Annotated in this window: 21 protein-coding genes; 13 read left to right on the plus strand and 8 right to left on the minus strand. The window is 39.2% G+C overall.

Features of this window, described 5'->3' with window-relative positions; genetic code table 11:
* Positions 1-9 precede the first annotated feature (9 nt).
* Both Q1B03_RS09105 and lpdA read left to right on the plus strand, forming a co-directional pair.
* Positions 10-1,356, plus strand: a complete 1,347-nt coding sequence (locus Q1B03_RS09105; RefSeq protein WP_299740569.1) for a dihydrolipoamide acetyltransferase family protein — start codon at positions 10-12, stop codon at positions 1,354-1,356.
* Positions 1,357-1,360: 4 nt separating this feature from the next.
* Positions 1,361-2,770: a dihydrolipoyl dehydrogenase gene (gene lpdA / locus Q1B03_RS09110; RefSeq protein WP_299740571.1), complete on the plus strand. Its 1,410-nt coding sequence runs from the start codon at positions 1,361-1,363 to the stop codon at positions 2,768-2,770.
* A gap of 105 nt (positions 2,771-2,875) precedes the next feature.
* Here lpdA and Q1B03_RS09115 read toward each other — a convergent pair whose 3' ends face one another.
* Positions 2,876-3,271, minus strand: a complete 396-nt coding sequence (locus Q1B03_RS09115) for a hypothetical protein (protein WP_299740573.1) — start codon at positions 3,269-3,271, stop codon at positions 2,876-2,878.
* A gap of 301 nt (positions 3,272-3,572) precedes the next feature.
* Between Q1B03_RS09115 and Q1B03_RS09120 the strand changes: the two genes are divergently transcribed.
* The 3 genes from Q1B03_RS09120 to Q1B03_RS09130 all read left to right on the plus strand — a co-directional run bounded on the left by Q1B03_RS09120 (position 3,573) and on the right by Q1B03_RS09130 (position 5,121).
* On the plus strand, positions 3,573-3,821 hold the full coding sequence (locus Q1B03_RS09120; RefSeq protein WP_044337541.1) for a hypothetical protein: 249 nt from the start codon (positions 3,573-3,575) through the stop codon (positions 3,819-3,821).
* 65 nt (positions 3,822-3,886) lie between these two features.
* The gene (locus Q1B03_RS09125) at positions 3,887-4,726 is read left to right on the plus strand and encodes a polysaccharide deacetylase family protein (RefSeq protein WP_299740574.1); all 840 of its coding nucleotides are present in this window, start codon (positions 3,887-3,889) and stop codon (positions 4,724-4,726) included.
* A gap of 275 nt (positions 4,727-5,001) precedes the next feature.
* Positions 5,002-5,121 carry a GapA-binding peptide SR1P gene (locus Q1B03_RS09130; protein WP_169216148.1) on the plus strand — a complete coding sequence of 40 codons (120 nt, stop codon included), beginning with the start codon at positions 5,002-5,004 and terminating at the stop codon, positions 5,119-5,121.
* A gap of 95 nt (positions 5,122-5,216) precedes the next feature.
* Here the strand turns inward: Q1B03_RS09130 and Q1B03_RS09135 are convergent, their stop codons facing one another.
* Both Q1B03_RS09135 and Q1B03_RS09140 read right to left on the minus strand, forming a co-directional pair.
* Positions 5,217-6,686 (minus strand): aminotransferase class I/II-fold pyridoxal phosphate-dependent enzyme, encoded by a 1,470-nt coding sequence (locus Q1B03_RS09135; protein WP_299740575.1) that lies wholly within the window; start codon positions 6,684-6,686, stop codon positions 5,217-5,219.
* 227 nt (positions 6,687-6,913) lie between these two features.
* Positions 6,914-7,060 carry a hypothetical protein gene (locus Q1B03_RS09140; protein WP_299740576.1) on the minus strand — a complete coding sequence of 49 codons (147 nt, stop codon included), beginning with the start codon at positions 7,058-7,060 and terminating at the stop codon, positions 6,914-6,916.
* A gap of 123 nt (positions 7,061-7,183) precedes the next feature.
* Between Q1B03_RS09140 and Q1B03_RS09145 the strand changes: the two genes are divergently transcribed.
* Together Q1B03_RS09145 and Q1B03_RS09150 are read left to right on the plus strand one after the other, a co-directional pair.
* A complete protein-coding gene (locus Q1B03_RS09145) occupies positions 7,184-8,140 on the plus strand; it encodes a nitronate monooxygenase family protein (protein ID WP_299740577.1) in 957 nt (318 codons plus the stop codon).
* A 34-nt stretch (positions 8,141-8,174) separates the two neighbouring features.
* Entirely contained in the window at positions 8,175-8,447 is a 273-nt protein-coding gene (locus tag Q1B03_RS09150) for a UPF0223 family protein (RefSeq protein ID WP_299740578.1), read from the plus strand.
* A 60-nt stretch (positions 8,448-8,507) separates the two neighbouring features.
* Here Q1B03_RS09150 and Q1B03_RS09155 read toward each other — a convergent pair whose 3' ends face one another.
* Positions 8,508-9,128 (minus strand): YktB family protein, encoded by a 621-nt coding sequence (locus Q1B03_RS09155; RefSeq protein ID WP_299740579.1) that lies wholly within the window; start codon positions 9,126-9,128, stop codon positions 8,508-8,510.
* A gap of 180 nt (positions 9,129-9,308) precedes the next feature.
* Here Q1B03_RS09155 and Q1B03_RS09160 point away from each other — a divergent pair, with 180 nt between their 5' ends.
* A complete protein-coding gene (locus Q1B03_RS09160; RefSeq protein ID WP_299740580.1) occupies positions 9,309-9,503 on the plus strand; it encodes a hypothetical protein in 195 nt (64 codons plus the stop codon).
* Between the two features lie 310 nt (positions 9,504-9,813).
* On the plus strand, positions 9,814-10,611 hold the full coding sequence (locus tag Q1B03_RS09165) for an inositol monophosphatase family protein (RefSeq protein ID WP_299740581.1): 798 nt from the start codon (positions 9,814-9,816) through the stop codon (positions 10,609-10,611).
* 45 nt (positions 10,612-10,656) lie between these two features.
* Here the strand turns inward: Q1B03_RS09165 and Q1B03_RS09170 are convergent, their stop codons facing one another.
* The gene (locus tag Q1B03_RS09170) at positions 10,657-10,845 is read right to left on the minus strand and encodes a YlaF family protein (RefSeq protein WP_341357845.1); all 189 of its coding nucleotides are present in this window, start codon (positions 10,843-10,845) and stop codon (positions 10,657-10,659) included.
* A 287-nt stretch (positions 10,846-11,132) separates the two neighbouring features.
* On the opposite strand from Q1B03_RS09170, the gene typA reads away from it, so the two are divergent.
* Positions 11,133-12,971: a translational GTPase TypA gene (typA, locus tag Q1B03_RS09175; protein ID WP_299740582.1), complete on the plus strand. Its 1,839-nt coding sequence runs from the start codon at positions 11,133-11,135 to the stop codon at positions 12,969-12,971.
* Positions 12,972-12,994: 23 nt separating this feature from the next.
* Positions 12,995-13,303, plus strand: coding sequence for a YlaH-like family protein (locus Q1B03_RS09180; RefSeq protein ID WP_044337532.1), 309 nt, complete (start codon positions 12,995-12,997; stop codon positions 13,301-13,303).
* Between the two features lie 57 nt (positions 13,304-13,360).
* Here Q1B03_RS09180 and Q1B03_RS09185 read toward each other — a convergent pair whose 3' ends face one another.
* Both Q1B03_RS09185 and Q1B03_RS09190 read right to left on the minus strand, forming a co-directional pair.
* Positions 13,361-13,804, minus strand: a complete 444-nt coding sequence (locus Q1B03_RS09185; protein WP_299740583.1) for a hypothetical protein — start codon at positions 13,802-13,804, stop codon at positions 13,361-13,363.
* Positions 13,794-13,994 (minus strand): YlaI family protein, encoded by a 201-nt coding sequence (locus tag Q1B03_RS09190; RefSeq protein WP_299740584.1) that lies wholly within the window; start codon positions 13,992-13,994, stop codon positions 13,794-13,796. The genes Q1B03_RS09185 and Q1B03_RS09190 overlap by 11 nt, the downstream gene beginning before the upstream one ends.
* Positions 13,995-14,180: 186 nt before the next feature.
* On the opposite strand from Q1B03_RS09190, the gene Q1B03_RS09195 reads away from it, so the two are divergent.
* Positions 14,181-14,636 (plus strand): pyridoxamine 5'-phosphate oxidase family protein, encoded by a 456-nt coding sequence (locus tag Q1B03_RS09195; RefSeq protein ID WP_299740585.1) that lies wholly within the window; start codon positions 14,181-14,183, stop codon positions 14,634-14,636.
* Positions 14,637-14,690: 54 nt separating this feature from the next.
* Here Q1B03_RS09195 and Q1B03_RS09200 read toward each other — a convergent pair whose 3' ends face one another.
* Complete coding sequence (locus Q1B03_RS09200) at positions 14,691-15,293, minus strand: YhcN/YlaJ family sporulation lipoprotein (protein ID WP_044337528.1); 603 nt, start codon at positions 15,291-15,293, stop codon at positions 14,691-14,693.
* A 178-nt stretch (positions 15,294-15,471) separates the two neighbouring features.
* On the opposite strand from Q1B03_RS09200, the gene Q1B03_RS09205 reads away from it, so the two are divergent.
* The gene (locus Q1B03_RS09205) at positions 15,472-16,800 is read left to right on the plus strand and encodes a PhoH family protein (RefSeq protein ID WP_299740586.1); all 1,329 of its coding nucleotides are present in this window, start codon (positions 15,472-15,474) and stop codon (positions 16,798-16,800) included.
* Positions 16,801-16,865: the final 65 nt, after the last annotated feature.

Raw genomic sequence — 16,865 nt, forward strand, 5'->3', positions numbered from 1 at the left:
GTAGAGTCCATGTCATTCGAATTCAAATTACCAGACATTGGTGAAGGTATTCATGAAGGTGAAATCGTAAAATGGTTTGTTAAGCCTGGCGATAAAGTTGAAGAAGACGATGTACTATGTGAAGTTCAAAATGATAAAGCAGTAGTAGAAATTCCATCTCCGGTAGCAGGGACAGTTGAAGAACTTCTTGTTGACGAAGGTACTGTAGCAGTAGTAGGTGATACACTTATTAAGTTCGACGCGCCTGGTTACGAAGATCTTCAGTTCAAAGGTGATGATGGAGAGAAGAAAGAAGCTCCTAAAGCTGACGAGAAAACAGAAGGTCAAGTTCAAGGATCTGCTGAATCTGGTCAGGATGTTAAGAAAGAAGCTGCTCCTGAAACCAAGGAAGAATCAACAGGTCAAGATGCTGGAGTTGATCCTAATAAGCGTGTCATCGCTATGCCTTCTGTTCGTAAATACGCTAGAGAAAACGGTGTGGAAATTCGCCAAGTATCCGGTTCTGGTAAAAACGGACGTGTTGTCAAGGAAGATATCGATGCTTTCTTAAGCGGAGATTCTAAGCCGGCAGAAGCTGCTGAAGAAGCGAAAACAGAAGAAAAAGCACCAGAAGCTGATTCTAAAAAAGCTGCGCCTAAAGCTCCAGAGGGTGAATACCCTGAAACTCGCGAGAAAATGAGTGGTATGCGTAAAGCAATTGCGAAAGCAATGGTCAACTCTAAACATACAGCTCCTCACGTAACATTAATGGATGAAATTGATGTGACAAAACTTTGGGCTCACCGCAAGAAGTTCAAAGAAGTTGCAGCTGAAAAAGGTATTAAATTAACATTCTTACCTTATATCGTTAAAGCATTAACAAGTGCATTACGTGAATATCCGGCGCTAAACACATCTATTGATGATTCAACGAGCGAAATCGTACAAAAGCATTATTACAACATTGGTATCGCAGCGGATACTGACAAAGGACTATTAGTACCTGTTGTGAAGAATGCTGATCGTAAATCCATGTTCTCAATTTCAAATGAAATTAACGAACTGGCTGGCAAAGCTCGTGATGGTAAGCTTTCAGGAGATGAAATGAAAGGTGCTTCATGTACAATCACGAATATTGGTTCTGCTGGTGGACAATGGTTTACTCCGGTAATCAACCATCCAGAGGTTGCCATCCTTGGAGTCGGACGTATTGCAGAAAAACCTGTAGTTAAAAATGGTGAAATTGTAGCCGCACCTGTGTTAGCATTATCATTGAGCTTCGATCACCGCATGATCGACGGAGCTACTGCTCAACATGCACTTAACCATATCAAGCGTTTGTTGAACGATCCAGAATTATTATTAATGGAGGCGTAATACAATGGTAGTAGGAGATTTCCCAATCGAAACAGATACAATCGTAGTCGGTTCAGGTCCCGGAGGATATGTAGCTGCAATCCGTGCAGCGCAACTGGGGCAAAAAGTGACAATCATTGAAAAAGAAAACATGGGTGGAGTTTGCTTAAACGTTGGTTGCATCCCATCTAAAGCTCTAATCACAGCGGGTCACCGTTTTCATCAGGCACAACATTCTGATGACATGGGGATCGTAGCTGAAAATGTAAAAGTGAATTTTGATAAAGTTCAAGAGTGGAAAGCTGGAGTTGTTAAGAAATTAACTGGCGGTGTAGAAGGCCTTCTTAAAGGAAATAAAGCAGAAATCGTACGCGGTGAAGCTTACCTTGTAGATACTAATACATTGCGTGTGATGGATGACAACTCTGCTCAAACATACAAGTTCAAAAACTTGATTCTTGCAACTGGTTCACGCCCAATCGAAATCCCTAGCTTCAAGTTCTCAAAACGCGTCATCGATTCAACAGGAGCTCTTGCTCTTACTGAAATTCCACAGAAGCTTGTGGTAATCGGTGGAGGTTACATCGGAACTGAACTTGGTACTGCTTACGCAAACCTTGGATCCCAAGTAACGATTTTAGAAGGTGCCGACGATATCCTTAGCGGTTTCGAAAAGCAAATGACTACGGTCGTGAAAAAAGGTCTTAAGAAAAAAGGCGTCGAGGTTGTAACGAAAGCAATGGCTAAAGGCGTTGAAGAAAGCGATAGCGGCGTAGTTGTTAAATATGAGGTAAAAGGTGAAGAGAAGACGGTTGAAGCTGATTACGTGCTTGTAACAGTAGGCCGTCGTCCAAATACGGATGAAATCGGTCTTGAAGAAGTTGGCATCGAGATGTCAGACCGCGGTGTTGTCAAAATTGATAAGCAGTGCCGTACGAACATCCCTAACATCTTCGCAATCGGTGACATCGTAGATGGACCACCACTTGCTCACAAAGCTTCTTACGAAGGTAAAATTGCTGCTGAAGTCATCTCAGGTGAACCGGCAGAAATCGATTACCTCGGTATTCCTGCTGTGTGCTTCACAGATCCTGAATTAGCGACAGTAGGTTATTCTGAAGCGCAAGCGAAAGAAGAAGGCATCGAAGTGATCGCTGCTAAATTCCCATTCGCTGCTAATGGCCGTGCATTGGCTCTTAATGCGAGTGATGGTTTCATGAAGCTTGTTACCCGTAAAGAAGACGGTTTAATTATCGGAGCACAAATCGTAGGTTCCGGTGCATCAGACATGATTGCTGAATTAGGACTGGCGATTGAATCCGGTATGACTGCTGAAGACGTTGCGATGACAATTCATGCTCATCCTACATTAGGTGAGATTTCCATGGAAGCAGCAGAAGTTGCAATGGGTAGCCCAATTCATATCGTAAAATAAAGTAACAAATCGAGGATGATCCCGGCTTGCTGGGATCATCCTTTTTTATTTGTTATCAAGAATAAAAGGGATTGAAGCAATAATGCGCTTCAATCCCTTTTTTTGTTATTGTTCCCAACTTTCAATTGCAGTTGAAACGGGTTTTAAAATGTCTTCTTTGGAAATATCGCCTTCCACTTTACATATGACCTGATTGTTTTCTACGACTACGATTGCAGGCGAGGTCGGGGGAGAATCTGCTATTTCATTTGGTGCCTCAGTATTAAGGCTGACAACCTTTAAACGTTTAAGGTCATCAGGATATTGTTTTTTTAGCTCAATGATTGCATCGTAATAGGGTATTTCTTTAGAAACGTTTCGTTCATCGGTGAAGAATATAACCTGCTTTTCTATAAATTGATCTTCTGCTAAAACAACTTTATTCGAAGAAATATAGTCACATGAAGTCAAAAGCAACATCGTGGAAATGATTAATATTGATAAAGTGAGTATATGTTTCATACATCATCCTCTTTTCTTAAACGATGCTATGAACTTTACAATTGTAAATAAATAACTTTTATACTGATCTTATGTCACATTTTATCATATGAAAAATCATAAAGGGGTCAAGTCATTGAAATGTTACATAATTGAAAAGACATACATAATGAAAGTAATCTTAATAGAATATACTATATAAATACGATGATTGAATACTGATCTACGCCTTTATCAAATAATCATTAGGTTTCAATCCATGAATAGGGGTAAATAAAAAAGAAGGAAGTTTAAAATAAATCACTTAAAGGATGTAATAAACATGAAATCGTATATTGCTTTTTTAGTTCAAATGATTTTATGGAGTGTTTTCTATATAGCTGAATGGATGTCTGATAAAGATCATTTAGAATATAAATGGATAATGTTTGTTATATTCTTTTACTTAGCCTTTATTGCCGCCAAGAAAATCGTTCAATCAAGAAAGCTGACCTTATTTATTACATCATTTAGTTTAACGTGCTTCTTTGCCTTCAAAGTTGTATTTGAAAATGTAATGGAAATATTTTAATTCTTTCCCAGAATCATTTAAGAATATGTTAAAATATTCAAAGTGAACACGGAAAGGTGAGAGACATGAAAAAGATTTTAGCAACAGGCTTAACCCTACTACTTTTAACAGCATGCTCAGGTGAACCAACAACCACCAACGAAGAAACCAAGAAGCCTGATCATTCTGAAATGGAAAAAGAGAGCGGGAAGACAACTGAAGTTGATTCTTCAGCAGAAAAAAACACTGAACAGGAAGAGACAAGCGAACCTTCAGAAGAGGTAGTTCAAACAAAGGACTATAGGATTAATGAAAATAACTGGAGCATTAATCCTATAGGTGATGCGAATCCTAAAGTAGTACTCCTTACGATTGACGATGCACCAGATCAACACGCCTTACAAATGGCAAAAGATCTTAAATCGCTGAACGCTCCAGCTATATTCTTTGTAAATGGTCATTTTCTTGATACACCGGAAGAAAAAGAGACTTTAAAAAAGATTCATGACATGGGATTTACGATTGGAAACCATACGTATAGTCATAGCAGTCTGAAAGAAATCACTCCTGAAAAGCAAAAAGAAGAGATTGTATCACTAAATGATCTTATTGAATCCATCATTGGGGAACGACCAAAATTCTTCAGGGCTCCATTTGGTCAGAATACTGACTATAGCCGACAAATTGCAGCCGAACAAAAGATGTCACTAATGAACTGGACATACGGATATGATTGGGAAAAGCAATATCAGAACAAAGATGCAATCACCGATATTATGGTTAACAGCCCTTACCTGAATGATGGGGCAAACCTTCTCATGCATGATCGAACATGGACGAGCGAGGGCTTATCCGATATTGTGAAGGGCCTGCGGGATAAAGGATATGAAACTCTCGATCCAAATAGAATAAAGACAGTTGAATAACTATGAAAGCTGCATGAAGAATCTCTTCTTTATGCAGCTTTTTTCATTTCGCCTACGAATAAGATGGCAAAATCTCATTCAATTTATGTAAAAAACTGTTCATGTAATTGAAAACACTTACATATAGTTTAATGTTTAATAGTATGATTAATTAAAAGAGTATAAAGTTAAATATGTTATACAATTTAGGCTTGAAATTTTAAATGTGTTATATTATTATAGAAGCAGATAAGATAAAGCGTTTACAAAAAACATCGTGAAGGAGAGGAAAAAAGATGGGAACAATTGTATGTCAATCATGTTTGGGCACTATCGATCATTATGAGGATGAGAAGGTTTCTGTTTTATTCTCTAACTGCTGTGACTGCAACGACGACAAAGAATTAGACGACTGATACCTGCTAAGGGGAGCAGGGAGTGAAAATGTCTTAAAGGGGTTCTTATAAATAAAAGGATGAAGAAGGGTGGGGCCTTCTTCATCCTTTTTTGTTTATCTTATCGCTCTATGCTCTTTAATGACTCTCAAGTGGCGTAAATCATAATCTTCAGGTCCTTGAACTGGCAGACCTGCTTCTATATTGGTTTTAATATAATTGATGTTTTCTTGGGTGATGATTTCACCAGGGATGAAAATCGGAATTCCTGGAGGATAGACCATAATGAATTCAGCGATTGTTCTTCCGACAGACTCATCAATTGGAATGACCTCAGTATCTGCGTAAAAAGCATCTCTTGGTGTAATGGAAAGAACAGGTATGTCAGGCAGCATAACCTTAACTGGTGTCATATCTCCATGTTTTTTAAGGCTTATCACCAGCTCTTTTAATGCCATGACCAGTTGATCCCCCTCTACATGAGTGTCACCAGGAGTGATGATGCAAAGGATATTATAAAGGTCAGACATTTCAACCTCGATATTATAAGCTTCTCTTAGCCACTTCTCAGCATCAAATCCACTGATGCCTAAATCTTTCACGGAGACAATTAACTTGGTTGGATCATAAGCATAGGTAGCTTTCGTTCCAAGGATTTCTTCCCCCACACAGTATAATCCTTCGATTTCGTTGATTTGTCTTCTAATATCCTGCGAAAGTTCAATCGTATTAGAGATGAGCTCTCGGCCTTCAGTGGCTAATCGCGATCTTGCCACATCGAGGGATGCCAATAATAAATAGGAAGTCGAAGTTGTCGTTAACATACTTAAGATGGTTTGCACTCGTTTCGATGATACAAGTCCTTCCTTCATATTAAGGACAGAGCTCTGAGTCATGGAACCTCCAAGTTTATGAACGCTGGTAGCCGCTAAATCAGCGCCTGCTTGCATAGCTGAGAGGGGAAGTTCGTCATGGAAATGTATATGAACTCCATGAGCTTCATCCACAAGAACTGGAACATTATATGAGTGAGAAATTTCTACAATCTTTTTAAGGTCTGCAGAAATCCCAAAATAAGTTGGATTAATGACCAGAACACCTTTGGCATCAGGGTTTTGATCCAATGCTTTTGCTACAGCATCTGTTGTGATCCCATGAGAGATACCTAAGTCCTCATCAATATCCGGGTGGATAAAGACAGGAATAGCTCCTGAGAATACAATTGCAGACATAACGGATTTATGGACGTTTCTAGGAACAATGATCTTGTCGCCAGGGCCACATACACTCATTACCATTGTCATAATGGCGCCACTTGTTCCTTGAACAGAGAAGAAAGTATGGTCGGCACCAAATGCTTCGGCTGCAAGGTCCTGAGCTTTTTTAATCATTCCCTTGGGCTGATGTAAATCATCTAAAGGACCGATGTTAATCAAATCAATAGAAAGGGCATTCTCTCCGATAAAATCTTTAAACGCAGGGTCCATACCTGCCCCTTTTTTATGACCAGGGATATGGAATTGGACGGGATTTTTTTTACTATGTTCAATTAAGCCGGTAAATAACGGCGTTTCATTCTGAGACAATTCATTCAACACCTCTTTATATTCTTAATAGCAAATTATATAGCCATGCTAAAGTTATTATTATATAGGATTTTGCTCATGATTTCATAACTTTTCTTATTATATTTTCAACAAACAAATGAATTATAGCACTTAAGAAAATCTTTGCATAGTGGCATATGCCTAACCTTTGTTTATTTTGTTTTTCATAGCACAAAACTAAAGATCAGAATCCGATGATTTTTGGCTCATTTCCGTCCGATGGTGGAGAATCCCCAGCCCAAGCTCGCTTGGGCTGGGGATTCTCCACCATCGGACGACCTTTCAGCTAAGCTGAAAGGCGGGTGAAACGTCCGTTTCACCCGAATGAGCCAAAAATCTACACTACTTTCCATTCTGATTTATCCCCACTAGTTCATACATTTCTGTCTGTCAGTATCCCTTTTTTATTATGCTGCCATCAAGAAAAGGATTTCACCCTCTCCATCGAGAATAGATGAATGAATGGAGGGATTCAATTGAATTGGAAAACACGGGTAACAGAGTTATTAAACATTCAATATCCAATAATACAAGGTGGTCTGGCTCATCTGGCATATGCAGAACTGGCTGCAGCCGTGTCGAATGCGGGTGGTCTTGGACAGATTACTGCCATGTCTCTGGACAATCCTGAACAGTTGCGTAAAGAAATCGTAAAGGTAAGGTCTTTAACAGATAAACCGTTTGGAGTGAACTTTGCCATCGGTCAACATGGACGCCCCTTTAGCGAGTTTGTTGACGTTGCCATTGAAGAGAAAGTACCGGTTGTATCCGTTACAGGAGGAAACCCGACGCCCCTGTTTCAACAGCTTCAAGGAAAGAACATTGTTAAGCTTGTATTAGTCGCCTCAAAAAGACAGGCTATCAAAGCGGAAGAACTCGGTGCGGATGCCGTTATGGTTGTTGGACAAGAAGGGGGAGGTCACTTAGGGAAAGATGATGTCGGTACATTCGTCTTGATTCCCGGCGTGGTTGATGCTGTTTCTATTCCGGTCATTGCTTCTGGAGGTGTTGGAGATGGAAGAGGGTTAATGGCTGCTCTCAGCTTCGGAGCTGAAGGAGTTGAGATGGGTACAAGGTTTATTGCTACAAAGGAATGTGTACATGCTTCTGAAGTTTATAAACGTGCCTTGATTGAAGGAGACGAGAGTGGTACAGTAGTCATCAAACGATCTTTAGGGGCTCCGGCAAGAGCCATATCCAACACATGGACCAAGCAGATACTGGATGCTGAAACGTCGGACACTGGCTATGAAGGATTAAAATCATACATAAGCGGGGAAGCCAATAAACGATACATTTACGATGGGGAAGTAAACGCCGGGTTTGCGTGGGCCGGACAAGTAATGGGTTTAATACATGATGTCCCATCGGTTAAAGATCTCATTCAACGAATGATTTGCCAATCTGAGAGCATTCGGGAGAAATGGAATTAACATATCATCATTCATCAAGGAGTTGTATGAAACTATGGAATATCAATACCCTTTCGATATTGACTGGTCAACGGAAGAAGTAATTGATGTTATTGCCTTTTTTGAAGCTATTGAAAAAGCCTATGAAAAAGGGGTCTCAAGAGATGATCTAATGAATCGGTATAAGCGATTTAAGGAAATCGTACCCGGTAAGGCAGAGGAAAAGAGAATATGTAATGAGTTTGAAGAGTCAAGCGGCTATTCTTCTTATCGGGTTGTAAAGAAAATGAAAGAACTTCAAGACGCTGACAAAATTTCAATGAACTAAAAGAACGACTGCTATTTTTGGCAGTCGTTCTTTCTGCATTATTGACAACACTTATATGGTTTAGTTCATTTTATAAAGGGGTAAAAGTGTTTCAAAGGCATTATTAACTTCTTGAATAAATTCATCACCATTCAGCTTAATAGCTGTATCCTTGTCCAGGTGAAGTCCACATAGAAGTTCGGCTTTTTTCACATTTTGGACTCTTTCACTTAAAGCAATGAATTCATCCTGTGACATGGAAGAAAAAGGTGTAGCATCTGGTTTTGTATGATCTCCAGACCAAACAAAGTGGCCAGGAATCAAAGATCTTATCTTATCCGCATTTTCTGCAGCCTTTTTACCGAATTGAACTTTGTTTGGAGCTTCATAGATCATTGCAAACCAGATGAAAACATGCGTTTCCCATAATCCTATCTGGAAATGTGGATGTTTCTTATAACCTCGTTTGTTATTCGCAAACGCAACCCATGTATCATCAGGAGGGTTAACTGATCGACGTGCATGTTTAGCCACATGGTAAAACATTTCTTCTCCTGTTAATGCGCTTAAAGTGGGTGCGAAATGTTCACCTAAATAATCAAGTTTAGGCCTTATCTGTTCATGGATGGCAGTCATCCGATCTTCTAACCCATTAATCGTGAAAACTTGAAAATCTTCTTGTTTGAAACCATTGAATTTCATGTTGTAGCCTCCTTATATACCACCAATATCTTAACATAATGAGGTGCAAGCTTGTAGCGAATTGAATTATCCATGGGTGTCTGCACATTTTAGTTACAAGATGAGAGGATATATCATAACATGTAGTAAATATTATCAGAACAATCAGATAAATCGAAAACTCGGAAGGGGTGTATGGCCATGAAACAAGTAATGAACACTTCTAAAAAACGTGATGTCCAGCAGCAAAGAATGAATGTATTAAGACTTGAAATGGATTATGAATTAGCTGTATTATTCGAAGCAATTCAAACGAAGAATAAAGATACCCAGACAAAGTCCAAACAGAAACTCATGAGTATTCGAGAAGAGCTAATGAAAATGAAGGCCTTATAAAGCTTTAATCCTTTCAGGTGGGTATAAAGTATTTTGTCTAATTCAACATTTGAACGGCGAGCTCATAGGCAAAGAGTTCGCTTTTTTGTGGTCATAAGTAACCCTGATTTTGATCATATCTAATTTTGCGGAGTATGATGAGGTAAATAACTTGAAACAGCCTCTTTTTTCCATTAAGCTATTTAGCTATAGAAGTAGAAGTGCATAGTGGCACTTGTATAGAGAATGAGTATGAGTCGGATCTAGTGAAAACGACCATATTAGTAATAATAATAAGATTTTTGTTACACATATTGGAGGCTAATAATCAATGACAAATTGGACGGAATTAGATCAAAATGTTAGAACGTGGATACGGGAAGCTGGAGAGAAGATTCGTCAATCATTCAAAACAGAGTTAAATATCAAGACGAAGTCGAACCGAAATGATTTGGTAACAGATATGGATGAAGCAACAGAGCATTTCTTTACTGAGAATATCCGAAATACATACCCTGATCATCAAATCCTCGGTGAAGAAGGTTATGGCGATGACTTTAAGGAACTATCAGGTATAACGTGGATAATCGATCCGATCGATGGAACGATGAATTTTGTTCATCAGCAACGGAATTTTGCTATCTCTATCGGCATCTATGATGGAGAAGTAGGTAAATTAGGATACATATATGATGTCGTTCATGATGAGCTATATTTTGCAAGTAAGGGTCACGGAGCTTATATGAATGATGTGAAGCTTCCCGCGCTTGATCCAGTACCGGTTCAGGATGCGATTGTAGCATTAAATGCACTTTGGGTGACTGAGAATAAACGAATTGACCGAACAATTCTTTCGCCACTCGTGAAGGATGTAAGGGGAACTCGTTCCTATGGATCAGCCGCCATTGAATTGGCTTATGTTGCTTCAGGTAGATTGGATGCTTACTTAACAATGCGTTTGGCTCCTTGGGATTTCGCTGCCGGGAAAATTATGATTGAAGAGGTTGGGGGAGTTGTGACAGACCTTAATGGGGATCCCCTGAATCCATTGAATAAAAGCTCGGTGTTTGTAGGAAAACCAAAACTGCACCAAACCATCTTGACTGACTATCTTGAACGGAAGATCTAAAGAAGGGAGACCGGCAATTCCTTTGCCGCATCTCCCTTTTTCGATCTACAAACGACCTTCTTCACGGTATTTTTTCTTTGTTTTGAAACCGAACCCCATCACGATAAATAGAAAAAGGAAGCTGACAGTAGCAAGCAGGATGCTTTGTAAACTGATTGAAATCGCGATACCCATTAGGGAAACGGCAGCTAATAAAGAAAATAATACAAAAATCCATTTTATATTACCCATCATAAAACCTCCAAAAAATGAAAAATCATTTTCCTCATTTGATTAAAACCATAAATCTTAATAGCTCTTCCAATTAAATCTTACCTATCAAATCGGTAATGTGCAATGGGTAGAGTAGACAAAGAGGCAGGACGATGTGAAAGAAGTTATTTTGGAAACTATTAGTTGACGGAAACGCTTTATGAAATATTTATTAGGGCTTTTCTTGATGCTGTGATATAATGGTCTAGTTGAACTGAAATATATTATCTTTAACATTATAAAGAAATCCAATATTCAGGAGTGGAAATATGAAATTAAGAAATGATCTTAGAAATATTGCTATTATTGCTCACGTTGACCACGGGAAAACGACATTAGTAGACGAGCTTTTAAAGCAATCTGGAATCTTCCGCGAAAATGAAACAGTTTCTGAGCGCGCGATGGATTCAAATGATTTAGAAAGAGAACGCGGTATTACAATCCTAGCGAAAAATACGGCGATTCAATATAAAGATTCTCGAATCAACATTCTTGATACACCAGGACATGCTGACTTTGGTGGAGAAGTTGAACGTATCATGAAAATGGTAGATGGTGTTTTATTAGTAGTAGATGCGTATGAAGGGTGTATGCCTCAGACTCGTTTCGTTCTTAAGAAAGCACTTGAGCAAAACCTTACACCTATCGTGGTTGTAAATAAAATTGACAAGCCTTCAGCACGTCCGGAAGAAGTAATCGATGAAGTTCTGGAATTATTCATTGAACTGGATGCAAATGATGAACAGCTTGAATTCCCGGTTGTCTATGCTTCAGCTATCAACGGTACAGCAAGTACAGATCCGGATCCGGAAAAACAAGACGAAAACATGCAGTGTTTATATGATTCGATCATTGAGCATATTCCTGCACCAGTAGACAACTCTGAAGATCCACTGCAATTCCAAGTTGCATTGCTCGATTACAATGATTACGTTGGTCGAATTGGAATCGGACGTGTGTTCAGAGGGACAATGAAGGTTGGCCAGCAGGTAGCATTAATGAAGCTTGACGGTACTGTTAAACAATTCCGTGTAACAAAAATCTTCGGTTTCTTCGGATTAAAACGTGAAGAAATCCAAGAAGCAAAAGCTGGTGATTTAATCGCTGTTTCCGGAATGGAAGATATCAATGTCGGTGAAACGGTTTGTCCTGTTGAACATCAGGATCAACTTCCGGTTCTTCGTATTGACGAGCCTACACTTCAAATGACATTCCTAGTGAACAACAGTCCATTTGCAGGTAGAGAAGGTAAATTTGTTACTTCTAGAAAGATCGAAGAACGTTTACTGGCTCAGCTTCAAACGGATGTAAGTTTACGTGTTGAACCAACAGATTCACCTGATGCATGGACGGTTTCAGGTCGTGGAGAGCTTCATCTTTCGATTCTGATTGAAAACATGCGTCGTGAAGGTTACGAATTACAGGTATCTAAACCACAGGTTATCATTAAAGAAGTCGATGGCGTGAAGAGTGAGCCTGTAGAACGTGTTCAAATTGATATTCCTGAAGAATATATGGGTGGAGTTATTGAATCCCTTGGTCAACGTAAAGGCGAAATGCTGGATATGGTGAACAATGGGAATGGACAAGTCCGTTTAATGTTTATGGTGCCTGCACGTGGATTAATCGGTTATTCAACTGAATTTATGACTCTTACACGTGGATACGGTATCATCAACCACACATTCGACAGCTATCAGCCTTTGCAAAAAGGTAGAGTTGGCGGACGTCGACAAGGTGTACTTGTTTCGATGGAAACAGGAAAAGCATCTCAATACGGAATCATGCAAGTGGAAGACCGTGGTATTATCTTTGTTGAATCCGGTACAGAAATTTATGGTGGAATGATTGTTGGGGAACATACAAGAGAAAATGATATTACCGTTAATATCACAAAACTTAAACAAGCGACAAACGTTCGTTCTGCTAACAAGGATCAAACCGTAACCATTAAAAAAGCAAGAATCATGACATTGGAAGAGTCTCTTGAATACCTGAACGATGACGAGTATTGTGAAGTAACACCTGAGTCAATCCGTCTTCGTAAAAAGATTCTTGATAAGAATGAGCGTGAAAGAGCAGAAAAGAAAAGTAAGGTTTCTCAATAAACTAAGTGAAGGGGGAGTAGGAAATGGATGTAACAGAGCGTTTGTCCTTTTTCGCATCCCTTTACCGTGTTGACCAAAACGCGGAAATGGGAATGTGGTTGCTTTATATAACCATAGTTGGGCTCTCAATCTTAGTTTATAAGCTAGGTTTTGCGAAGAAGCTGCCAGTAATGAAATCAATTTTGATTTATACTTTTCTCATTTTGGGATGTACCGTACTAACGTTTCTTGGAATCTTTTTACCGGTAGCAGAGGGGTTAGTCGTTGCGGCTCTTATCTTGATTATATATAAGGTTCGGCTAACAAACGAAAAGAAAAAAGGCACGTTTTAAGCATGAAAAAGCTGTAGTCTCTAATGGATGAGACTACAGCTTTTTTCGTTATGTGGATTAACCACGAACAGAAGATAGATAATATAGTGGAGGTAAGGACAGAGCGTAGAGAAGATGTCCTACTGTCCATAAGATAATTGCCTCACCATACAGTAAACCGGGTACATCTTTAATTGCCAGGTGCGAAAGAGGGAAATATAGGAACACAGTCGGGGCTGTTAGCACAAAGGAAAGAATCCAATAGCCCTTAACAGTAACGTTCAGCCTTTCAATCATGTTCACGAACACTACCCCGATCACACATGAAATAACCAAGTGGAACAAAAACTCCATCCATTCAGGAAAGTCTTTTTCACCGAATCCAGGGATGAAATCAACATTCAATAACAGGGTATAAACCTTGATGCCTGTTATTACTTGCATCCATTTTAGAAATAATCCTAATAGGGTACCTGACACAAGACCAATAATAGTTCCTGAACCGATTTGTTTAAAAGTCATCGTCTACCTGAGGAGATCGATAAAATCTGAAATTCCCACTCGACACACGTTCTTCCGTCTTTTCTTTAATACGATCATGACACTTCTCGCACATATACGTATGAATGGGGCGGTTCCGCAATTTCTTAGCCTGCAAGGAATAATCATCAATATTTTCTATCACTTCACATAAAGCACATTTTACTCTCATACATCACACCTCTATTTGTTCTAATCATAAGTCTAGTCCTTTTAGTATATCATGTAGTAAAGTCAAACGCTTTATTTAACTTTCCTGTATGCTTTTATCAACAGAATTGGTATAGTATAATCAAGTTGAATCACGAATGAAACGAAACACTTACAGAGAAAATGAGGACTCATAAGGGGGGATTGTATGGCTAATCAAGTGGAACCCAGCTTAATTCCTGCATTATTTGACGAACTGCAATCAGAGCGGTTTGTTACACTCGCTACCATTGATTTTGAAACGCATGGACCTAATGTAAGTGCGATTTCTTGGGTCTTGGCGAAGGATGAACATACGTTGTTATTTGCTGTTGATCAACGCTCCAGGATTGTAGAGAATATAAAGAACAATCCGCTCGCGGTTGTGAATTTAATTGCAAATGAATCAACCTATTCCATAAGCGGAAAAGGAGTGGTCCGAGAGGAGAAGTTGGAAGGAGTCCCTCTAAAGCTGACGCTTATTAAACTTGCTATCAATGAAGTAAGAGACGTCATGTTCTATGGATCGAAAATATCGACAGAACCTGCCTATGAGAAGACATATGATAAAACGGCAGCAGACCGTTTGGACCGACAAGTAATAGAAGCCATGAAAAAAGCTTAGAACCCTAAGCTTTTTCATGGCTTTTTCTCATTCACTTTTTTAATGACCGAAGTATTATTCAATCTTATCGTAAGTTTGATTTTCCTGTTTTTTCTGAAGTTGTTTTTCTTTCGTGTTATTCATTTTCTTATTTGGTTCATTCGGCGCATTTTCGGGGTCTGTTTGCTTTAACGATCTAGGAATTTCAGGCATGAGTCTGCCGGATATGTCAGCCAATTCATTCATGATTCCTTGAACCGGTTCGCCCCTTTGGATGTCTTTGCTGATTTCATTTAAACGTGCATAAAGGTCCGGGTCAGCGATGACAATGGCTTCTGCACCATATGGATCTTTCTGAAGTGCTTCTGCTACAGAATATTTGATGGAACCGACTTGAGAACGCTCAATATCGGAATCGATATCGATTCCAACAAAAGCATACTTTCCAAAGACTACTGCGGTTGCGTCTTTTACATCAGGTACACTAGTCGTCAGGTCAACTAAATGCTTTGAGATTTGCTGTCCTGATTTTCGCTCAACATGTTGGATATTGCTATCCTGAACAGTGATCGGTTTATTGTTTTTACTGTTCGAATCATTATTATACCCGACCTCATTCTTGTTGGCGCATGCACCAAGAATGATGGTTACCATAAGCAGAGAGATGAGTTTAAACATGTGAAAACCTCCCGATTTAGAATCAATATCTTTTCTTATTGTGTAATTTTCTTCTATCTTTATACGTTTATTCATATATTTTAAGAAACGGGCCGTCCTATTTGAGTAGCTGGGAATAACCGGATCAACATTGGCTACATACAATAGTAATAAGAAATCAGGAGCAGGAGGCATCGATTTGAATAAAATTTATGTATTAGATACCAATGTCTTATTACAAGATCCACAAGCCATCTTTTCTTTTCAAGATAATGAGGTGGTTATACCTGCAGTCGTTTTAGAAGAAGTGGACTCCAAAAAGCGTTATATGGATGAAATCGGAAGAAACGCAAGACATGTATCGAAGTTAATAGATAATTTACGGCAAGAAGGAAAGCTCCATGAAAAAATCCCCCTTTATACGGGAGGATCATTGAGAATCGAACTAAATCACCGCTCATTTCAGCAGCTTCAAGAAATATTTGTAGAGAAAACCAATGATAACAGAATTATTGCCGTAGCAAAAAACTTATCTCTCGAAGAAGAAGCGAAAAAGGATGGAAAATCGGTCATACTTGTTAGTAAAGACACCCTCGTCAGGGTAAAGGCTGATGCGTTAGGGTTACAGGCTGAGGATTTCCTGAGTGACCGGGTTATCGAGGTAAATGATATTTACACAGGATTTATTGAACTGTACACTGAGAGAGAGTTACTTGACAAATTTTATGATAAAGGGGAACTAACCCTTACTGATATAACGAAGCAACGATTTTATTCTCATCAATTCCTCATTATGAAAGATGCACTTGGAAGCTCTGCTTCTGCATTAGGAATGGTAGATGCATCTGGACTTAAAGTGAAGAAGCTGGTATATGATCAAGAGCATATGTGGGGTATCAAGGCCAGAAATGTTCAGCAAACAATGGCGACGGAACTGTTACTAAGAGATGATATTTCTTTAGTCACCATGATTGGAAAAGCAGGGACAGGTAAAACCTTGCTTGCACTGGCTGCAGGGCTTCTTCAAACAGAAGACTTTAATAAATTCAATAAATTGCTCGTAGCACGTCCAATAGTACCCGTGGGGAAAGATATTGGTTATCTTCCAGGAGAAAAACAAGAAAAGCTCAGACCTTGGATGCAGCCGATTTATGATAACCTGGAATATTTGTTCAATACAAAGAAGCCGGGAGAGCTGGATGATATTCTTGCCGGTATGGGATCGATTGAAGTCGAAGCATTAACTTATATAAGAGGTAGAAGCATTCCGGATCAGTATATTATCATTGATGAAGCTCAGAACTTAACGAAGCATGAAGTGAAAACGATCCTAACCAGGGTAGGAGAACGAAGTAAAATCGTTTTAATGGGAGATCCAGCACAAATTGATCATCCATACCTGGATGAGTACAACAATGGCCTAACATACGTAGTAGAAAAATTTAAGGATCAAAAATTGGCCGGACACGTTAAACTCATGAAAGGTGAGAGATCCGGTCTTGCACAACTTGCTGCTGACCTTCTTTAGTACTAGCGTATATTTAAGCACAATTATAAAGTATGAAAAAACCGGTTCAGAGGTTCCTGAACCGG

The sequence above is a fragment of the uncultured Rossellomorea sp. genome (assembly GCF_947488365.1).
GTDB lineage: Bacteria > Bacillota > Bacilli > Bacillales > Bacillaceae_B > Rossellomorea.